Genomic DNA, 17,423 nt, shown 5'->3' with positions numbered 1-17,423 from the left:
ATCCTCCGAAAACTCTCAAACTCTTACAATCCTAAAAATTTAAGAACTATTTATCTTTCAAAAAAAAATCTACATTCAAGTACTTTATCTCTGCGTTAACAATAACATTCACGATGTGATTTATATCTTTATATATGAAGAACCATGAATTTATTATCAAAAATAGTTAAAGTGTGTGAAGGCAGTAAATCACCCTAAAAAGCCATCTTTACTTCCTTTAATTTCTTCGATAAAAAATACCAAAACCCTTTGAAGATTTAGTCACTTTTGCCAAGGAATATGGTCAATACTGGCACTCTATTTTGGTTGACAGGGTAGAGAACGTTAGATTATTATTTAGAGTAAGAAAAGCACAACACCCATTTTAACCCCTATAAGTGGGCTTATTTTTGTCCCTATCATGAGAAAGTGCAAACATAATCAATAGCACCGTTGAGAAGGGAGGCCCCTACCTTTGCTCGTTCGCAATTGGATGAACAAAAGACCGATAACCATACAATCAGACAGCACTTTAGCTGACGCCATGGCTCTAATGCATAATCATAAGATTCGTCGCTTGCCCGTAATGGAAAAAGACGAGCTTGTAGGCATCGTCACCAAAAGCGATATACTACGCACTACACCACCAGGCTCCATGAGTACCTACGAAATGCATCTTTTAAGCTCTAGCACCTTCTTGTATCAGATCATGTCTACTGATGTGATAACCGTTGATGCAGATGCTCTTCTAGAAGAAGCGGCCCTCATATTGCGGAAAAATAAAATTGGTGGCATGCCTGTGCTCAGCAATAATAAGATAGTCGGCATGATCTCCGGTACAGACATCCTTGATACTTTTTTGCATGTTATGGGTATTTCCAAAAAAGGTCTACGACTTAACGTTACCATTAACAATCAGCCAGGTGAGCTAGCTAAACTTACAGAAATCGTAAAAAAATACGGTAATATCTCAAGTATAGTTAACTTTGCCGGCAAAAATGGTAAAGCATCGCTTGTGCTTCGCTTAGAAGGATCTACAGAAAACAAAGATGAACTACAAGAAATTTTGCTACAAGAAGGCTTTCAAGTACAAACATTGATTGAAGCTTGAGAAGAAAGTCCTTGTAATAAACCCAAAAGCCATTTACCTACATAACAGAGGTAAATGGCTTTTTTATGCTTTTCAGAACTATTGACAGACACCATATTTTTCTTTTTCCATAATCTATGGATGACTAGATTTCCTGTAATTGACGAGGAAGGTGAAACAATGGAAAAGAAATTCTGGTGGCCTCCTTTATCGGCTTGGCCTATAGGGCCGCGTCATGAAAAACCGAGAACACAAGGTATTACCATGGTTTTTGACAAAGGAATGGGCATGAATGCCTTCCAAGACCTCCTAGAAACAGCAGGGGAATATATTGATTTTATTAAATTAGGCTTTGGCTCAGCAGCCTTATATCGAAGTGAAATGTTAGCCCAAAAAGTTACAATGGCTAGACGCTATGGTGTAGAACTATACACAGGAGGCACTTTAACAGAATTAGCATACTGGCAAGGTCTCTTTGATGAGTTTTTGTATACACTGCGATCCCACGGAATTCAATGGATAGAAATCTCTGATGGCACGATACACCTTTCTTCGCGTGAAAGAAAAAGCTTAATTCAAAAAGCAGTAGCCCAAAACTTCAAAGTACTCACTGAAGTAGGCAAAAAAGATCCAAAAAAACATTTAGCCTTACCTGCTTTGATTCAGCAAATCGTCGAAGATACGAACGAGGGAGCAGATTATGTAATTGTAGAAGGTCGTGAATCAGGAAAAGATGTAAATCTATATGACGAAGATGGAGCTATTCGGGAAAAAGATATGGAAATGCTAGTAGAGTCTTTACCATCTTTAGATATACTGCTCTGGGAAGCACCATTGAAAGATCAACAACAAATGCTTATTGAAAATTTTGGACCTAACGTTAATCTTGGCAACATACCTTCTCCTGAAGTTATTGCCTTAGAATCCCTGCGAAGAGGTCTCCGTTCTGATACCTTACGGCAAGCCTTAACGGGGCGAAGCTGGCAAGAAGAAATTCATCCAAGCACTAAAATCATTTAAGAGCTATCTTTTACCAAACTTCTAGAACCTGGAGGGAATACTATTGTATGTTTCTGTTTATAGCACCCACCAGGACATAAGTAAGAAAGAATTACAGAATAAAGTTGTTGTCGTAATAGATACACTGAGAGCAACATCTACAATTGTGACAGCCTTAGCCCAAGGATGTCATCAAATTTTTCCGGTAAGCACCTTCAATGAGGCCAAGATATTATCATCTAGTTGGCCCAAGCAAGATATTATTCTCGGTGGTGAGTACAAAGGCTATCGCTTTGCTCAATTTCTTTTTGGTAATTCGCCTTGTGAATACACCAAAGAAGTAGTGCAAGGAAAAACTCTTTTTCTTGTCACTACTAATGGTACTGTAGCCTTACAAAAAGCAACATCAGCAACAAAAGTTATTGTAGCTTCCTTACTTAACGGCCGAGCCGTAGCGGACTATCTTGCTCACCTTGATCCAGCCCAAGTTGTTTTTGTCTGTGCCGGAACACAAGGTCAATTTTGCTTGGAAGATACGATTACAGCAGGCAAAATAATTTATCATCTTTCTGAAAAAGAGGAAGTAGAAGGCGATGAGCTGGCTATTGCCGCTTTACAACTTTATCAATTAAACCGCTATCAATTAATGGACTTAATGAAACTAACTGATCATGGTCAGCGTTTGATCGAACAAGGTTTTGAGAAAGATCTTGCCTATTGCTTGAGGGAAGATATTTTCCCTCTCTTACCTCATTTAACTTTTTCGCGAATCCGACTTATGGAACAAAGGGTAATTACTGGCATGAACGACAAGGTACTGCATAAGCATAGTAGCAGACAAACCTCCTGAGAGGAGGAGGTACCCTTTGCATGGGGGAACTCTACTACTGCTTATTGTAATTGCCATTGGCATTTTCGCCAGGTCTCCACTCACAGTAATGGCCACAGTGGCTATATTGATCCTGCATCTCTTGGGCTGGCATGGTTGGTTACATTGGGCTGAACGTCACGGCGTCAATATGGGACTATTCATGTTAACACTGGCCATGTTAGCCCCTTTTGCCACAGGAAAAGTAGGATTTAAGGAAGTCTATCAGACCTTTGTCTCCGTACCAGGCTTAATCGCTTTAGCTGGTGGTGTTATTGCCACTAATCTTAACAAGCAGGGCATTGAGCTTTTACACGGCGAACCTCAGATTATCGTTGGTATGATTTTAGGATCTCTTTTAGGGATCGTCTTTTTCGGAGGAGTACCCGTAGGTCCTCTCATGGCTGGTGGGCTTACAGCTCTTGCTCTAACTATTTACCGTTGGCTCTTAGGCTGAACCAGTAGCTTGGCTTTTAGGTGGTTGCAGGTAACGCCAAGCTAAGAAAAGTGTAATAGCACCCACCACAGCCCAGGGCCCATAAAGCATTACAGGGCCACCTCGCTCTAACAAGCTAAAAATAGGTGGTCCCAAAGCAACACCAATAAAACGAACGCCTCCATAAAAAGCTGTCATAGCTCCACGTTCTTCTTCTGGTGCTGATGAAGTGACAATAGTATTTAAGCCTGGTAAGACAAGACCAACACCAAGCCCGAGAACTGCTAATAATGCTAGTACGGCAGGAATGGTCTGAAAAAGAGCTGAAAGTACTAGAGAAATTGAGAAAAGTCCCAGTCCTATAAGAATGGCCGATTTTAAGAAATTTGGTTTTTTCTGCAGTAAAAAGCCTGTTCCCAAAGCGGTAGAAGCTGAGGCTAGAACAGGGAGAGCCAAGACAAATCCTTTTCGTACACCTTGTAAGCCATAAGTAGCTTCTAAGGCATCAGAAAGGTAAGCAAGGACACCAAAGAGAGTAAACAAAGCTAGCATACCGCCGAAAAAAGCGATAAGTAATGTTGCGGCTTTCTTCTTAAAAAGTTCAAAAACACCGGAGAAATAAGCGGACAGGCTTTTGCCCTGTGCCGCTTTTTCTTTTTTCTTCTCTTTGACCAGAAAAGCTACTGCTAAGGCTACAGGAATAGCTAAAGCTGCGTAAACGTAGAAGATGGACCACCAGACTAATAAGACAAGCAGTGAGCCGAGAATCGGACTGATAACTTTACCCATTCCGTTAGTTGCTTCTAACACACCTAAGGCCTTATTGCGCGCCTTACTTTGATATAGATCTCCTACAAGAGCCATAGCAAGAGGTGCTGTTCCAGCGGCTCCTAATCCTTGAACAATTCTTCCTGCTAACATAACTGTGTAAGAATTATTAAAAAGTACAGGAGCTAAGCCAGAAATTAATCCGCCTATACCATAGATAATTAAAGCAGGTACAATAATTTTTTTTCTTTCAATGCGATCGGACCAGAAGCCCACAAAAGGAATGGCCAGACCTGCAGGTATGGAAAAAAAGGTGATCAGTAAGCCTACTTGCAAGGGTGTGATCCCCATAGCTTCTCGAATTTGAGGAAAGGCAGGAATAAGCATAGAATTTCCTAGCACCATAATTAGGGGCACACCTGCTAAAGCCATAAGAACCCAATTAGAAGGTGTTGATGCGACAGTGCTTTCTTGGCTGGAATTAGCATTGCCTACATTTTGGCTATCAATTGAACCTGAACCAAAAGGCCCAGCAGGAAAAGTAGGCTTTATAGATCCAGCCCACTCATTAGCAAACTCTGTTCCTGCATATTCGGCACCTGTAGTTTCTGCTGGTGCCGGTGCTTTGACAGTGCCTGCCCACTCTTTTTTTCCCGCTTCCACTACATCTTCTGAGGATTTGTTAGGTCGGTCCATGCAAGGGCCTCCTGTCTAATTGAAGGTCGATATCACCTGTCTGTTTAGTACTTGCTCATTCTTCCCCAAAGCTAAGCCTCCTATGATATAGACCTATGAAGACATAAAAAAAAGGCCCTGCAGAGCCGGGGTGCCTCTGCAAGGGCGTAGTAAATATTAGTCTTCCATTGTGGAAAGGTCACCAGTTGGTAGGCCAAGCTCCCAAGCTTTGAGAACACGGCGCATAATTTTACCGGAGCGAGTCTTAGGCAGTTTGTCGCGAACTTCGATTTCTCTTGGTGCCGCGTGAGCCGCCAGACCTGTCTTAACGAAAGCAACGATTTCAGCTTGTAACTCTTCAGACCAAGTGTAACCTTCTCTGAGGGAGATGAAAGCTTTGATGATTTCGCCACGAACAGGATCGGGCTTACCAATAACGCCAGCTTCTCCAACTGCGGGGTGTTCAACTAGCTTAGATTCAACTTCGAAAGGACCGACGCGCTCACCAGAAGTGTTGATAACGTCGTCGATACGACCTTGGAACCAGAAGTAACCGTCTTCGTCCATGTAAGCGGAGTCGCCGGATACATACCAGCCTTCGATCTTGAAGTATTCGTTATACTTAGGCTCGTTCTTCCAGATTTTTCTCATCATAGAAGGCCAGCCTTTGCGAACGGCTAAGTTACCCATTTGAAGAGGAGGCAACACATTACCGTTGTCATCAATGATAGCAGCGTCGATGCCAGGGAATGGTTTACCCATGGAACCAGGCTTAATAGCCATAGATGGGTAGTTAGAGATAATCTGACCGCCTGTTTCTGTCATCCACCAGTTATCATGAATGCGGCGCTCATAGACTTTCATACCCCAACGTACAACTTCAGCGTTCAGTGGCTCACCAACGGAGAGAACATGACGAAGAGAAGATAGATCATGCTCTTTCACTAGATCGTCACCAGCAGCCATCAACATACGGAAAGCAGTTGGTGCGCTGTACCATACAGTTACTTTGTTATCTTGAATTGTCTGATACCAATCTGCAGGCTTAAAGCGTCCGCCACGAACGACAGAAGATACGCCATTAAGATAAGGAGCCCAGACACCGTAGGAAATACCAGTTACCCAACCGGGGTCAGCAGTACACCAGTAAATATCGTCTTCTTTCAAGTCAAGAATCCATTTACCAGTCTGATAATGCTGAATCATGCCATTATGTACGTGGAGCACACCTTTTGGCTTGCCAGTTGATCCAGACGTGTAGAGAAGAAGCATGGGATCTTCACGATCGACCCATTCAATATCAAATTCAGTGGAAGCTTCTGCCATCTCAGCATGCCAGTCGATTTCGCCTTCGCCGAGACCTTCTTCAGGTACTCCTACCATGAAGATATGCTTCAAGTGAGGTAGTTGATCTTTAGGAATACGGTTACGGAGAGCAGGAGTAGTTACAATAGCTACAGCTTCTGCATCACCTAGACGATCTTTAACTGCATTTTCCATGAAAGCTTCGAAAAGAGGTCCTGCGATACAACCTTTCTTAACTATACCTAAGAAAGAAGCGTAGAGCTCAGGACTGCGAGGCATAAAGATAAAGACGCGCTCGCCTTTGTTGATGCCATACTTTTTCAGTACGTTAGCGAATTGGTTAGACCTTTCCATCATTTGACGGTAAGTCACAGCTTCGTTACGAGCAGGGTCTGAGTAGTACAGTGCTACTTTATCGCCCAAGCCCTTTTCCAGCACGTTGCGGTCAACGGCCTCATAAGCGATGTTTACTTTACCTGTAGTATACCAGGAAAACTCTTTTTCTACGTCTTCCCACTTGAAGTTGGCCCGGGCCTCCTCGTAATTAGCCATGTTGTGATTGCCCGGAAAAGCAGGGATCAGTTCTCCTTGCATTCAGCGCCCTCCTCATTAATAAGCTTTTTTAGTTTTTTAGAAATATTCAGACATTAAAATTAAGGCCATTAAAGATTAGCAAATACTATACAATATGTACATAATTTTTCGACAAATTGCCAATATTCAGCGGCGAACTGTATTATTTTTGAACCGAATGGTTAGAACAGTACTGCTTTGTCAGTAATAGAAGAAAAGGAAAAAAGGGGGTGAATTGTGGATAAAGCTGTGGATAAGCCCCTTTTTTCGCGCTATAATTGTGGATAAAAGACTCAAAAATTGTGGACGAAGGTCCTGGAATCTGTGGATGAAATGAAGAAAAGTCCTTCAGAGGCTACATAGTTGGGATTTTTAACTGTGGATGATTCAACAGAAATTCTTTCCTGCGTTGATGCTTCTGTTCTGCATCAATGACAAAAGAACGATATTGCTCGATAGCACTAACCATGTTCTGAGTAACAATTTCTAAAGGACAATGAGAGACGAAAACCCAAGTAGGCATCAAGTTGACATCAGATGGAGTAATAAAGTCGCGCTCCATGATCTCACCGTTTTTGGTTAAAGTGTAGAAGACTTTTTTGCGTTCATCGTAGAAAAGGACAATCTCAGGGTAACAATGTCCTGTATCAGCAATAGGGAACTTAATACCACCTGCATAGACTTTATCAAGGATAGGTAGTAACTTTTCGATTAGGTTCTGGAGCATCGACGTTTCCTGAGCTTCTAGATGGTTTTTTTCTTGTTCAATAAGGTTTAATTTCTTGCTTAAGCTTTTGATTTCATCGCTCAGTTCTTGGTCAGACTTTTGTAAAAAGCTTGTTAAAGGATCGGACATAAATAAACCTCCTTAAGCGTTGATCTAGCTATTAGTTTCACTTCTTGCTAAGGCCCAAAAAACCTGCCAAGTTTCTAGGAAAAGGTGGAAAAAATGTTGCTAAAAGAAACCGATAACTCCCCAAAAAAGGTAGCAAACTGTAAGACAACTAACGGAGAAGTTGATTGTTGCGAAGAATATCAAGTTCACGATGAATTAGTCTTAGAGCGAGAAAAATACATGCTTCAAGCCAAAAGTTATCAAGAAAAAGCTCAAATCTACAAAGCTCTCGGTGATCCTACTCGTTTGCGCATTCTCCACGGCCTTTCACAAGGCGAACTTTGTGTCTGCGATCTAGCCTATCTGCTAAAGATGAGTCAATCGGCCATATCTCATCAACTCCGTCTTCTACGAACGTTAAAGCTTGTGCGCTATCGCAAAGAAGGCAAGATGGTCTATTACGCCCTCGAAGACCAACCTATACTAAAAATTCTTCAAGATGATTTAGAGCTTAGATAGAAAATAGGTAAAGATAAAGAAAAGAAGGTCTAGCCAAGACGACCAGGTCTAGGGGCTAGACCTTTTGTGTATCTTGTAAAAGCAACAGAAGTAAATAAGGGGGCGAATTTATGATCCTGTGGATCAGAAAAAAAGTGCTCCTTCCATCTCTGCTCGCTTTTATTTTCTTCGGATTTCTTTTTACTTTTACTCTTACAGATCTTTTGGATACTACAGCAGAGATTATTCCTGTAAATCAAAATAAGGAAACAATTTTATTTGATGAAAATAATTATCTCGATTTGATTCTAGAGATTAACAAAGAACCGGAAAGCTATCTAGGCAAACCTGTAGAAATTAGCGGTTTTCTTATCAAAGAAAAAGTAAAAGATAAGTTTGTCTATTTTGTAGCACGTTATGTAATTAACTCCTGTCTAGCAGATCGTGTTCTTATGGGTATGACTGTAGAAAATGTAGTAGAAAAGGATACAGCTCAAGGAAAAATTGCACCAGGAGCATGGGTTCATGTAAAAGGAACTTTAGTTACCTCCCAAAAACCGGAAAAGGCTGGATTAATAGTTATCTTCGTAAAAGAAATGAACTTACAAGCAGAACCATTAAATCCTAATGTTTACGTGGACTGTGAAGCAGAAGATAGCCTTGACGCTACAGAGTAAAAAACTTAAGGTTCGTAAAATTTAATAAGGCTTAGTAGTGAAAAAGAGGAACTAGCCACTTAAAGAGCGAAAAACCTTCCTTATGATGGAAAGAACTTAAGATGGAAAGAAAAAAGGGGGCTCCCACCTTTGAAAAAAAATAAAAGCAAAATATTCGGTCCCAAAAAACGCAAACAGCGCAGTACAAGCCCCGAAAATGGTTCAGCAAAAGTACGAAAAGGGAAAAAGACTGTAGCAGAAGTACCTGTTCATGATGGTGCACCAAGACCGGTAAAAGCACTTTCTAGGGACCTTAGTCTATTTAAACGTACTTATCGGTTGAAAAAAGTACAGAAGCCACCCCTTTCCAATCCCCAAAACCCCTTCTTTAAAGGTCTACAACTTGATGATTTTCAAGTAGAGGCCGTAAATCAGCTTGATCAAGGCTATGACTGTCTCGTAGCCGCTCATACGGGCAATGGAAAAACTTTAATTGCTGACTACCTAGTGCATAAAGCAATGGAAGAAGGGCGGCAAATTTTCTATACAGCACCTATTAAAGCCCTGTCCAACCAGAAATATCGTGATTACTGTAGAGCCTACGGTGAAGAAAAAGTAGGACTATTAACAGGTGATCATCAAATCAACCGACAAGCGGCGATCATTGTGATGACGACAGAAATATTTCGCAATATGCTTATCGAAAAAGATGTACCCCCAGCCCTTTCCCACGTAGTCTTCGATGAAATTCACTATCTCAACGATCCCGAGCGAGGTGCTGTCTGGGAAGAATGTCTAATCTTATTGCCTCCACAAGTGCGCTTACTAGGCCTATCTGCAACAGTGCCTAACATTGACGAAATTGCGAGCTGGCTCGGTTACGTCCATCAACGGCCAGTTCCAGTTGTGAAATATCTCCATCGCCACGTTCCTTTAGAACACTTTTATTATCAAAAAGATATCGGCTTAGGATCAGCATCAGACATGATTGGCTTCTGGAATGAGATGCAAGAACCGCCTAAGGATTTAGCGGAGCAGAATAATAGAGAAAAACGCTTCGGTCGTAACGGTCTAATCGGTATGACTAGTCATCGCTATCTCATTTCCTGCCTTGCTTCTATGGAGCTCGTTCCAGTCATCTATTTTCTATTTAGCCGAGCTGGTTGTGAGCAAGCCGCTAGTGATTGGCTAGGTAATACCTTTTTACATCCACAGGAAGAAGAGAAAGTAGAACAAAGCTTACTTGAAATAGAAGAAAAGCTAGGTGCTGGTCTAGCTCGAAGCACCTCCTGGAAAACAATGCGTCAACTTCTTGTTCGAGGCATTGCTTTTCACCATGCAGGCATGCCACCAATTGTCAAGCAAGCTGTCGAAGAAGCTTTTGGACGAGGCGTTGTAAGAGTACTTTATGCTACCGAAACTTTTGCTGTCGGCATTAACTATCCTGTTAAGACAGTCTGTATCGACACTACGACCAAATTTGACGGCAAGAGTTTCCGAGTAATGACCGGTACGGAATACCACCAGATGGCTGGTCGTGCTGGACGACGAGGTATGGATGAACGCGGTCTAGTTATTGTAAGAGCAGACTATCAGTATTTTTCCGAAGATCGTTTTCCTCACTGGCCCGAAAAAACTGCCGAAGCAATCCGCTCTCACTTCACCCTTTCTTTTAACTCTGTCGTCAACTTAGCTGTCCATCATACGGAAGAACAAGTAAACAAAATTCTTACCCACAACTTTAAGGCTTATCAGCAAACGAGAGAGTCAGAAAGAGCTCGCTCAACAATGGAAAAGTTAACAGCTGAAGCTATACCACCTCGCTGTAGTGTACAAGGCGAAGACGCTTGCCCTACTAACCGACAAGCTCTAGAAAAAGAACTGCGCAAAATATTATCTAAACTAAAAACATGGGGACAGCAGGAGTCTAAAAGCGATCGACTTCGCCGTCGCATAGAATTAGCAGAAGAGCGCAAGAAAGAACTGCAAAGCCGACTTCAAGATCTGCCTAAACTGCGATGCAATCGTCAAGATCGTCTTGCTTGCCAGCAAAGAAATAGCGAAACCAAAAGTCATAACCGCTCTTGGCGTATTGCAGAAGAAAAAATAGCACGTGCCCAAACACGTATAGAAGAAATTAGCCAATCTTACCACCAGATGGTACAGTTTCTGGTAGAACACCAGTACCTCACAGCAGATGGCAAAATGATGCCGCGAGGAGCGGCTTTAGCTAAGCTTCATGTAGAAGAACTGCTAGTAACAGAATGGCTATTTGAAGGACTTCTATATCGCGTCAATGAAGTGGAGCTAGCCGCTTTAATGGGCGGTGTAGTTATGGAAGATGGGCGATTTGAACAGCACATTATCCATGGTGCCAAAAACGTCAGTGAGAACTTGCGAGAAGGCGCCGATATCTTTAAGCGTGTGCTAGACATGGTACCACCTAAATTACCACAACCTCACTTTCGCTTAGAAGGTTGCTGGTTGATGAAACTACTGGTAGAAGCGCCAGAGTGGAGCACTTTTCTTGCTATGGCCAACATGGCAGAAGGAGATGCCATTGCTTTTGCACGCAGAACCATGGATGTGCTCAGACAGCTATCTCGAGCCGTAGCTGATGACGAGAATTTACGCAAAAAAGTAGGACAAGCGCAAGAACTTGTCGCTCGTCCTGAAGTAGTAGCAGGTTTGTAAAATACTAAGTACTGTAATAACTTATAAAGCCCTTAGATCAGCACCTGTTGTAGAAAATCATCAATTTGTTCTTTTGTTTTGGCATCTTTGCTCAAGAGGCGCTTAATCTCTTTTCCCTGGCGAAAAACAATAACCGTGGGAATCCCTCGAACACCATGGTTTTGCGCCAGGGAAGCCGCTTCTTCAGCATCGACAGTACCAAAGCGAGCTTTATCTCCATAAGCACTAGCCAGCTCTCGAAAGCCCTTTTCTGTACGAATGCAGTCAGGACACCAGTTGGTGTAGAATTTGACCACGTAAACATCGTGGTTAGCAATCACTTTGTCAAAAGAAGAGCTACGCAGAAGATCCATAAGTGATAGTTACCTCCTTCGCTTGTTCTTTTATCACATTTTATCATTTTTTGGTGCTCTATTGGCAAAAATCGGTGCTCTATTAGTAAAAAATCTAAAATGGAAAGGCGTGGATAGTACAATGTCCCTCTACGATCATCTTCAATCTTATTACGATCTGGTCTTTCCTACGAAAAAAGAAGTAGTTGACTTTCTAGACCGGCAATTTGCGCAAGACTCTTACAAGCGTATTCTAGATGTAGCTTGCGGCACTGGGGGACAAGCCATTGCTCTTGCTAAGCGTGGCTACCAGCTCTTGGCTATGGATCTGCATCAAGAAATGGTAGAAGCAGGACGCACTAAAAGCAAAGAGCAAAAGGTAGGAGAAAGCAATCCTAACAGTGGCTCAGTGCACTTTGAAGTCATGGACATGACCAAACTAACCTTTTCCGCTTCGGAACAATGGGAAGGGCTTTACTGTATTGGTAATTCTCTTCCTCATCTAACTAAGCCGGGACAAATCGTAGAAGCATTAGCAAACTGGCAAAAGCAACTTACCTCGCCTCAGAAAACTATGGTTATTCAAATTGTAAACTTTGCCAAAATCATAGAACAGGGCGGTCAATTTCCTCTGCTCACAGGAGAAAAAGAGGATGTAAAAGTTACTTTTCAGCGCCATTATGAAGAAGCAGAGCAAGATGGGCTGATTACTTTTGTAACCCATCTCAAAGTTGAAAAAGGAGCGAATAATAAAACCTGGCAAGACAAGACTTTACTTAAGCCCCTCAAGAGAGAAGAATTACAAAGCTACTTGCATCATCTCGGCTATGAGCACCTGCAATGGTATGGAGACTTAACAGGTAAAGCTTTTGATGAGCAAAAAAGTCCGGCCGTAGTAGTAGTCGCTCGTATGGCCAGCTAAAAGGTTTCTCTAATAAGGCTTCTTCTTAAATAAGGCTTCTTATGGAGATAAAAAGTGTCCAACAAGCTCTTTTAGCTTGTCTAGCAAGTACTGAAAATGTTAATATTACCAATAAAGTAATATAGGCAGTTGGGACTGGAGGCCATCTCCATGGAAATCACGCGCAAAGCAGAATATGCTATCACAGCCCTACTTGATTTGGCTCTCTTGCCAAAAGGAGAGTACACTCTTTCCAAAGATATAGCCAAGCGTCAGGGCATACCAGCTAACTTTCTTCCTCAGATTATGGCGACTTTAAGTCGCAAAGGCTGGGTAGAAGCAACACGAGGAGCCGGTGGCGGTGTGCGCCTTTTGGCCGATCCATCGACCATATCGCTACAAGATATTATTGAAGTGATTGAAGGACCAATTGCCATCAACAAATGTCTTGTGGGAGCTGGCACTTGCCATAACCAGAGTAATTGCCCACTACACAATGTATGGGCCCGAGCTCAAGCGGCTATGTTGGACGTACTAGGCGAGACAACAGTAGCAGACCTCGTCAAGTCCAAAAATATCTTATTAGAAATAAGGCAGAAATAGAAATAAGCTTAAAAGAGACTGGAGCAGAAAAGCTTCAGCTTTTTTTTGTCTTTTTTTAAAAGCGTGATAAACATCACTGACCAAGTAGGTTATATTTGGTTTAATATAACCAAGTTACTCATATTAACAACAGCAAAGATAAAAAACAAATTTTTTAAGGAGGCCAATAACTATGCATTGTTATCAATGTTCTCAAACTCCCAAAGGTGGATGTGTAAACAAAATTGGTGTCTGTGGAAAAAATGAAGATGTAGCAGCACTACAAGATACAATTATCTTCGGTCTCAAAGGTATTGCCGCCTACGCTACCCATGCTAGAGAGCTTGGTTATACGGACGCAGAAGTAGACGCTATCACACAAGAGGCCCTGTACTTGACCTTAACAAACTCTAACTTTAACGTACAAGAGCATATTGCCATGGCACTGCGTGTCGGTACTGGTACAGTAAAAGTTATGGACTTACTTGACCGCGCTCACACCGAAAAACTAGGTGTACCACAACCAGCTGTAGTTAGCTCTGACAAAATCGAAGGCAAATGTATCGTCGTAACTGGTCACAACCTCTTTGCACTGGAAGAACTGCTTAAGCAAACAGAAGGCAAAGGCATCAACATCTATACGCACTCTGAAATGCTTCCCGCTCACGGCTACCCAGCTTTGAAAAAATACAGTCACCTCAAAGGCAACATCGGAAAAGCCTGGTACGACCAGCGTCAACTTTTTGAAAACTTCCCTGGCGCTATTTTAGCTACAACTAACTGTGTTATGCCCATCAAAGGCTCTTACGCTGACCGTTTCTTCACCTACGGTGTTACAGGCTTAGAAGGAGCTGTAAAAATCGAAAACAACAACTATGCTCCTTTGATTGAAAAAGCTCTTTCCTTACCAGCCGCTAACATTGACTCTAGCAAAACTATGCTCACAGGCTTCCATCATGAGACAGTTCTAGGTCTCGCTGATAAAGTAATTGCCGCTGTAAAAGCGGGTAAAATCAAGCGCTTCTTCGTCATTGCCGGTTGCGACAAGCCAGGCAAAGGCGGCGAGTACTATCGCGAACTAGCTCTTTCCGTACCGAAAGACTGTGTCATCTTAACCACTTCCTGTGGTAAATTCCGCTTCAATGACCATGACTTCGGTGACATTGACGGTATTCCTCGTTACATCGACTTAGGACAATGTAACAACTCTGGTTCAGCCGTAAAAATTGCCGTCGCTCTTGCAGAAGCTTTCGGTTGCTCCGTCAACGACCTGCCTGTCAGCATCGTACTATCTTGGTTCGAACAAAAAGCAGTTGCCATCTTACTTGGCCTCTTCAGCTTAGGCGTGAAAAACATCTATATCGGTCCTAATGCGCCTGAATTCATCACACCTGGTGTACTACAAGTCTTACAAGACAACTTCGACTTAAAATTAACAGGCAATGCTCAAGAAGACCTACAAGCCATGCTCGGCACAGGAACGCCTGTACAAGTAGGCCCAACTTCTTGGAACGATAAGCTAAAGAACCTCTTCTCCCGCTTCTAAAAAAAAGATAAGATGTAATACTCGGCAGAAGGGTTTAAATTTTGAGGATATGGAACGATATCATCAAAACCCTTCTGCTTTTTTTCGTCAAATAAAGAGATTAATCAGGTTAACGAAAGGGGGATAAAAAAATGACTGAACCCAAAACACCTCCAGGTTTTGAAGATATGTTAGCTCCCAAAGGTGCCAACAAACAAAGAGACTTGAAAACATTTGCCATTGTACCTCACCACCCAGGTGGCTTTATGAACCCTGACCAATTGGCCAAGATTGCCGAAGTAGCCAAAAAATATGCTAAAGTCGTTAATGTTACATCAGGTCAGCAAGTAATGCTCATTGGCTTAGAAAGAGAAGACGTAGCTAAAGCTTGGGAAGAGCTAGGTAGAGAGCCAGAAGGTTTACTAGGGCCACGTTGTCGCGGCGTGCGCTTCTGCCCTGGCATTGCTTACTGTAAGCGAGCAACATCTGATGCAATTGGCTTGGGCACCATGCTTGATAAGAAATTTCGTGGCATGGAAGTACCTAACAAAGTAAAAATGAGCGTAGCAGGTTGTTATCTATCCTGCACGGCACCAGCTATCAGAGACATCGGAGTTATCGGCCTTGCCGCCGACTCCTACCGTATAGTAGTTGGAGGTAGTGGTGGTCACGCTCCGCGAATTGCCGACCTGCTCATTGAAGGTGTCAATCGCCACCAAGTGCTAGAAATCTGTGACAAGATGCTGAACTATTTCAAAGAGCAAGCGAAGCCCGGCGAGCGTATGTCTGAATTTGTTCCTCGTGTAAGCCTTCCCCAAATTCGCCAGGACGTACTAGGCCCTATCGAAGGCCTACCACGCTGGCCTACCAAAGAAGAAGAAGAGAACAAAGTTCTCCAAGGACCACAACCACCTATGGCAGTACAAACAGGTGGTCAAACTAGTTGCCCCATGCCACCTACTAATTAAAAGCTAATAAACGAAGAAAGCATTATGGAGGTTACAACCATGATTCAAAAAGAAATGACCATTGCCCATATTGTCCAAAACTATCCTACCACCATCCCAGTCTTCCGTTCTTTTGGTATGCACTGCTTAGGCTGTCCGTCAGCCACCGGAGAATCCTTAGAGCAAGCGGCACAAGTTCATGGTTTTGACGTTGACAGACTCTTAAGTGCCCTTAATGAATCCTTAAAAAATTAAGCAAACCAAAAGGCTTCTAGAGCCCATACCTATTCCCTAGCAAGAGTAGTTTTCAGACCCTTAATATGATACAATGATACCTCCGTTAGACCTTTTCTAGCGGAGGTTTTCTATTGTCCCAACAGCACCTGCACGAAGGGGGACAGGTTATGACTTTAGCGCATTGGTTACAAAGCCTTTGGGAAAAAGGCGTGCTTCATCTACATAAACTGCTCTATCATTCCAAAGAAGAGCTACAACTGAGTAACGAAACCTTACAAGCCCTGCTAGTAATCGAAGAAAAAATTGCTGTCGCTGGAGAGAAAGGTATTCAAATAGTAGGACTGCAAAGACACGTAGCAGATTCCATAGCTCACCTCAAAAAAAGCAATATAATTGAGATAGAATGCGAAGATGGGCGAGCATTTATTTCTTTTGCACCTCTCTTTGCTAAATTACTGCAACAGCGAGGAGGACAAGCTGATCTAGGTAAGCAATACTTGCAGATGCATGAAGAAATTCAAGAAGAAATACGTCGACTTGATGACCTGCGCAATCGGCAAGTCTTAGAGCGCAACCAACTTACTGAAGATCGTAAAGCATTAACAGAGAAAGAAGAACGCTTTCATAACTGGGAAGAAGATCTTCGTCAAAAAGAAAAAGAAATGCAAGAAGAACTGAAAAATCTTTTACAAGAAGAGAAGCGTATACAAGAACAAGCTTTCCAACTGCGAGAAGAGAAACTCCTTCTCGATAAAGAGCGGATTGATCTCAATAATCTGCGCAGAGAACTAAAAGAAGTGAAAGCCTACCTTGATCAACAATCAGCTTCCCAAAGTCGTTCTTCGGCACCTCTTTTCCCACAGGAAAATGATGCATTTTCTCAATTGGCATCCTTCTTGCAACAACAGCGAGGACAAGGGGCCAACCAAGAAGAGATCCGAGAAATTGAAAAAATGCAACAACGTTACCGTTGGTCTCTTGACTTTACCATGCTCTTTCTTCGCCTATCCTTCCAAAAAGGCCATAGAACGGTAACAGAATACCGTCGTCAAGCCGAACTGGTCTATCAGAGAGGCATTGAAAGACCAGAAAAGCTAGAAGAATATTTCGAGAAAAAATCCTACTTCGATGAAAAAATCTCTGAAGTATGGGTTACCTTAGGAAGCTCTATTCGCATCAACGATATCTTCATAGACGTGTACAAAAAATGGTCTCAGACCTGGGGTTTTTCTCACGAAGTAATCTTAAGAGCCTGTCAAGAAACATACAAAGGCGCACAAAACCCCAACCTCAACTACGTAGACGTCATACTTACTCGTTGGCGACAAGCTGGCGTCAGAACAGTAGAAGATGGTGAGCGCGAAATAGAAAAATTCAAACAACAACGTAACCGTAACTACAACAAAAGCAAAGCTCCTGTTGCCGCAAGCAGTCCCCTTTCAGGGGAGAACGTAGTTCCCAAAAATGAAGAAGAGGCCAAAGCTTACGAGCGTTTTAGGCATCTATAAAGAGGTGATCACCCA

Annotated in this window: 17 protein-coding genes; 13 read left to right on the top strand and 4 right to left on the bottom strand. The window is 42.5% G+C overall.

What is annotated here, in order from left to right; translation table 11 throughout:
• Positions 1 to 454: 454 nt before the first annotated feature.
• From F9B85_RS04595 to F9B85_RS04580, 4 genes are all read left to right on the top strand, one after another.
• Positions 455 to 1,090 (top strand): CBS and ACT domain-containing protein, encoded by a 636-nt coding sequence (locus F9B85_RS04595; protein WP_151618974.1) that lies wholly within the window; start codon positions 455 to 457, stop codon positions 1,088 to 1,090.
• A gap of 159 nt (positions 1,091 to 1,249) precedes the next feature.
• Positions 1,250 to 2,089, top strand: coding sequence for a phosphosulfolactate synthase (gene comA / locus F9B85_RS04590; RefSeq protein WP_151618972.1), 840 nt, complete (start codon positions 1,250 to 1,252; stop codon positions 2,087 to 2,089).
• 43 nt (positions 2,090 to 2,132) lie between these two features.
• Positions 2,133 to 2,918 carry a 2-phosphosulfolactate phosphatase gene (locus tag F9B85_RS04585; protein WP_170270165.1) on the top strand — a complete coding sequence of 262 codons (786 nt, stop codon included), beginning with the start codon at positions 2,133 to 2,135 and terminating at the stop codon, positions 2,916 to 2,918.
• Between the two features lie 16 nt (positions 2,919 to 2,934).
• Positions 2,935 to 3,393, top strand: coding sequence for a DUF441 domain-containing protein (locus F9B85_RS04580; protein WP_151618968.1), 459 nt, complete (start codon positions 2,935 to 2,937; stop codon positions 3,391 to 3,393).
• Here F9B85_RS04580 and F9B85_RS04575 read toward each other — a convergent pair.
• The 3 genes from F9B85_RS04575 to F9B85_RS04565 form a co-directional block, all read right to left on the bottom strand.
• Positions 3,385 to 4,836, bottom strand: a complete 1,452-nt coding sequence (locus tag F9B85_RS04575; RefSeq protein ID WP_243138063.1) for an MFS transporter — start codon at positions 4,834 to 4,836, stop codon at positions 3,385 to 3,387. The genes F9B85_RS04580 and F9B85_RS04575 overlap by 9 nt on opposite strands.
• Before the next feature lie 156 nt (positions 4,837 to 4,992).
• The gene (gene acsA, locus F9B85_RS04570; RefSeq protein WP_151618966.1) at positions 4,993 to 6,714 is read right to left on the bottom strand and encodes an acetate--CoA ligase; all 1,722 of its coding nucleotides are present in this window, start codon (positions 6,712 to 6,714) and stop codon (positions 4,993 to 4,995) included.
• Between the two features lie 334 nt (positions 6,715 to 7,048).
• Positions 7,049 to 7,549, bottom strand: coding sequence for a hypothetical protein (locus F9B85_RS04565; RefSeq protein WP_151618964.1), 501 nt, complete (start codon positions 7,547 to 7,549; stop codon positions 7,049 to 7,051).
• A 93-nt stretch (positions 7,550 to 7,642) separates the two neighbouring features.
• Between F9B85_RS04565 and F9B85_RS04560 the strand changes: the two genes are divergently transcribed.
• The 3 genes from F9B85_RS04560 to F9B85_RS04550 all read left to right on the top strand — a co-directional run bounded on the left by F9B85_RS04560 (position 7,643) and on the right by F9B85_RS04550 (position 11,376).
• Complete coding sequence (locus tag F9B85_RS04560) at positions 7,643 to 8,047, top strand: ArsR/SmtB family transcription factor (RefSeq protein ID WP_151618962.1); 405 nt, start codon at positions 7,643 to 7,645, stop codon at positions 8,045 to 8,047.
• Between the two features lie 110 nt (positions 8,048 to 8,157).
• The gene (locus tag F9B85_RS04555) at positions 8,158 to 8,703 is read left to right on the top strand and encodes a TIGR03943 family putative permease subunit (RefSeq protein ID WP_151618960.1); all 546 of its coding nucleotides are present in this window, start codon (positions 8,158 to 8,160) and stop codon (positions 8,701 to 8,703) included.
• A 129-nt stretch (positions 8,704 to 8,832) separates the two neighbouring features.
• On the top strand, positions 8,833 to 11,376 hold the full coding sequence (locus tag F9B85_RS04550) for a DEAD/DEAH box helicase (protein WP_151618958.1): 2,544 nt from the start codon (positions 8,833 to 8,835) through the stop codon (positions 11,374 to 11,376).
• Between the two features lie 32 nt (positions 11,377 to 11,408).
• Here F9B85_RS04550 and F9B85_RS04545 read toward each other — a convergent pair whose 3' ends face one another.
• Entirely contained in the window at positions 11,409 to 11,729 is a 321-nt protein-coding gene (locus F9B85_RS04545) for a thioredoxin family protein (protein ID WP_151618956.1), read from the bottom strand.
• Between the two features lie 61 nt (positions 11,730 to 11,790).
• Between F9B85_RS04545 and F9B85_RS04540 the strand changes: the two genes are divergently transcribed.
• The 6 genes from F9B85_RS04540 (at position 11,791) to F9B85_RS04515 (ending at position 17,408) form a co-directional block, all read left to right on the top strand.
• Entirely contained in the window at positions 11,791 to 12,630 is an 840-nt protein-coding gene (locus F9B85_RS04540) for a class I SAM-dependent methyltransferase (protein ID WP_151618954.1), read from the top strand.
• Between the two features lie 150 nt (positions 12,631 to 12,780).
• The gene (locus tag F9B85_RS04535) at positions 12,781 to 13,212 is read left to right on the top strand and encodes an RrF2 family transcriptional regulator (RefSeq protein ID WP_151618952.1); all 432 of its coding nucleotides are present in this window, start codon (positions 12,781 to 12,783) and stop codon (positions 13,210 to 13,212) included.
• Between the two features lie 172 nt (positions 13,213 to 13,384).
• Positions 13,385 to 14,737: a hydroxylamine reductase gene (hcp, locus tag F9B85_RS04530; RefSeq protein WP_151618950.1), complete on the top strand. Its 1,353-nt coding sequence runs from the start codon at positions 13,385 to 13,387 to the stop codon at positions 14,735 to 14,737.
• A gap of 131 nt (positions 14,738 to 14,868) precedes the next feature.
• A complete protein-coding gene (locus tag F9B85_RS04525) occupies positions 14,869 to 15,684 on the top strand; it encodes a nitrite/sulfite reductase domain-containing protein (RefSeq protein ID WP_151618949.1) in 816 nt (271 codons plus the stop codon).
• 39 nt (positions 15,685 to 15,723) lie between these two features.
• Positions 15,724 to 15,918: a DUF1858 domain-containing protein gene (locus F9B85_RS04520; protein WP_151618947.1), complete on the top strand. Its 195-nt coding sequence runs from the start codon at positions 15,724 to 15,726 to the stop codon at positions 15,916 to 15,918.
• A 149-nt stretch (positions 15,919 to 16,067) separates the two neighbouring features.
• The gene (locus F9B85_RS04515; RefSeq protein WP_151618945.1) at positions 16,068 to 17,408 is read left to right on the top strand and encodes a DnaD domain-containing protein; all 1,341 of its coding nucleotides are present in this window, start codon (positions 16,068 to 16,070) and stop codon (positions 17,406 to 17,408) included.
• Positions 17,409 to 17,423: the final 15 nt, after the last annotated feature.

This window comes from Heliorestis acidaminivorans, assembly GCF_008933955.1.
Lineage (GTDB): Bacteria > Bacillota > Desulfitobacteriia > Heliobacteriales > Heliobacteriaceae > Heliorestis > Heliorestis acidaminivorans.
This window is presented reverse-complemented; position numbering and strand designations above follow the sequence as displayed.